At 48.2% G+C, this 2863-nt stretch carries 2 protein-coding genes; both read left to right on the top strand.

Going from position 1 to position 2863, the window contains the following annotated elements; all coding sequences use genetic code 11:
- Positions 1 to 304 (top strand): T9SS type A sorting domain-containing protein (locus K8R76_00475; GenBank protein ID MCD4846646.1); only part of this gene is annotated, 304 nt, incomplete at its 5' end.
- A gap of 220 nt (positions 305 to 524) precedes the next feature.
- Positions 525 to 2768 carry a T9SS type A sorting domain-containing protein gene (locus tag K8R76_00470; protein MCD4846645.1) on the top strand — a complete coding sequence of 748 codons (2244 nt, stop codon included), beginning with the start codon at positions 525 to 527 and terminating at the stop codon, positions 2766 to 2768.
- The last annotated feature ends 95 nt before the right edge of the window (positions 2769 to 2863 follow it).

Here is a 2863-nt window from a genome sequence, read left to right as displayed (position 1 = left end):
AATAGAGGATGGGCCGGATGCCGTGCATGTCTTCTCGCTTGCCGCTCCGAGTCCTAATCCGTTTGCCGTATCTTCGGTATTCACTTACACTCTTGCTTCTTCCGGGACAGCATCACTCGATGTTTACGATGTTTCAGGAAGGATCGTGCGGAATCTGGTTTCCGGGGAACAACTCTCCGGTACGCATTCCGTTACATGGGCCGGTGACAATTCAGATGGATCACCCATTCCGGGCGGGATCTATCTTCTGAGACTTACTTCAGGAGGAGAAACCGCTGTTCGATCCTGCGTGGTCATCAGATAGCAGTATACGGGGACACCCAACTCTATGGGTGTCCCCCATAAACTTTCGCTCTGCTGCGTGTCCCCGCATAAGTCCATTGACATTATTGAGATCACTATGCATTCTTCTACGGCCGGAACTATTATCCTTACAAACAGTTTTATTATCATGTGTCAAGGGAAAATAGGAATACTATCCATATTCTGTATTAAATAAGTCGGATTACTATTTGGAGGTTCAAATGTTACGAATATTGCTGGTGCCGATGCTGATAATTACATTTGCAGTCAACGCAGATGTTCTTTACCGGTCGGAAGAATATTCCGAAACAGCCGAGTATCTTGGGTTGGACAGTGAAGGTATTCTCGTTGAATTCACTCTTCCCGCGCTTACGGCTGTAAATGAAAGCATTGGAGATTTCAGTGAAGGAACAATTCTGAGAATTCCCGGAGAGGGAATGGGTATGCCTGTGGGAAGCCCCGACCTGCCGGTTATCAGAAGAATGGTTCTTATTCCCAATACCGGCGCTGTCAATGTGGAGATCGTATCTGCAGAATCCTCCCCCCTCGGAATCTACAGCATTCCTCCATTCCAGGAATACCCTACAAGAAGCGGAGGTCACGCTCCCTACAGAATAAATGAAGAGATTTATTCCAACTCCGGATTCTATCCTTCTCAACCAGCAATTGTGGAGAGTGTAAGCATCCTCAGAGATATCAGGGTTGCATGGGTTCGATTCTGTCCTGTACAGTACAATCCTGTTACAGGCGAGACGATTATTGTAACAGATATTACAATTCGACTCATTGTGGATGGAATAGGTGAAAACGAGCTTCAAAGAGCAAGCTCTGGAATTACCCGCAGTTTCATTCCCATCTATGAGGAAGTACTCGGATTTGAGTCCGATGGAAGTGATGCTGTTAATGGATCATATATTGTACTCGGTTCAAATGAAAGCATTGCACTGGCGCAGGATCTGATTAACTGGAAACGTCAGAAGGGTTACCAGATAGAGTACGGTATTGTACCGGATATCGGAAGCACAGCCTCAGAGATTGACAGCTGGATAGAAAATGCTTTCCACAACTGGTCAAACCCACCTGAATGGATACTTATCGTAGGTGACGAGAACGTAGTCCCAACCCCATATGCCAGTGGCACAGAAGCTGATAACCAGTATGGTGTTATCGGCACAGGAGTTGATCCGAGCATTCACGTAGGAAGACTATGTGGTGGCGATATGGACGACCTTGCGTACATGTCATGGAAGATCGAGAAATACGAGAGTGATCCGTATGAGCCTCTGAGCAGCTGGTTTCAGCACGCTATCAGTATAGGTTCGACAGATTTTCAGGATCCATGGATGTCCTGGAGATACAGAAATATTTTCATGGAGCATGAAATGCCTACAACCTTATACTGCAATAACACGAGCTACGGCGGTATTCCCCCCACAAAAGCATTAATAACAAGTGAAATTAACAGCGGGCTTTCTCTCCTCAGCTATATTGGTCACGGAAGTCATACATCCTGGGGGACCACCGGATTCAATAACGGTGATGTCGCGAATCTCTCCAACGGCAGAAGACTTCCCTGGATAAGCTCCATTGCATGCTCAAACAGCGAGTTCGACGGTTCATCGATGTGCTTCGGAGAAGCATGGATGAGCGAGGGCAATATAGCATCACCCAAAGGAGCCATAGGCTTCATGGGAGCAACGATGGGCAGTCCTGTCGGACCAACCGATTCTCTGGCTCTGTACCAGTTTAGAGGTTACTTTGAAGAGGAAATGTACCATATGGGGGCCGCTTTCGATTACGGCAAGATCAAAGCATACGAGTACACCGGAAGCACCAGCAACAGCAATATGCATATGATTTTCGGCTGTCCCGAGTTTGATATCTTCACTGAAACATCACCACTTGTCCATCTTGACGCTAATCACTGGGAGAACATACAGACCGGCCCCTTTGGTGTGATAGTAACGGCAGCGGGTTCTCCTGTCAGGGGTGCGATGGTTGGTATAGTGCAGGATACTGTTCTGCTTCAAAGTGGTTACACTGATACTTCAGGTCTCGTGATGCTTGACATACCGGCAATTCCAACCTCTGAAGATGTCACGATCACATGTACTTTCCATAACCGTTATCCCTACGTGGGCACCGCATTTGTCGCTACGGGAGTGGAGGATGGGCCGGATGCTGTGCATGTCTTCTCGCTTGCCGCTCCGAGTCCTAACCCGTTTGCCGTATCTTCGGTATTCACTTACACTCTTGCTTCTTCCGGGACAGCATCACTCGATGTTTACGATGTTTCAGGAAGGATCGTGCGGAATCTGGTTTCCGGGGAACAACTCTCCGGTACGCATTCCGTTACATGGGCCGGTGACAATTCAGATGGATCACCCATTCCGGGCGGGATCTATCTTCTGAGGCTTACTTCAGGAGGAGAAACCGCTGTTAGATCCTGCGTGGTCATCAGATAGCAGTATACGGGGACACCCAACGAGCCAAGTTTATGGGGGACACGCAGCAGAGCCTGCATGTCCCCGGGCATGAGCTATGCTGCGTGTTTCCCAAC

The organism is Candidatus Aegiribacteria sp. (assembly GCA_021108435.1).
Lineage (GTDB): Bacteria > Fermentibacterota > Fermentibacteria > Fermentibacterales > JCC-6 > Aegiribacteria.
Note: the sequence above shows the minus strand (reverse complement) of the source record. Positions and strands in the feature narration are given on the sequence as shown.

Coding starts and splice junctions, on each gene's coding strand:
- K8R76_00470 (MCD4846645.1), top strand. CDS start 525: ATGTTACGAATATTGCTGGTGCCGATGCTGATAATTACATTTGCAGTC.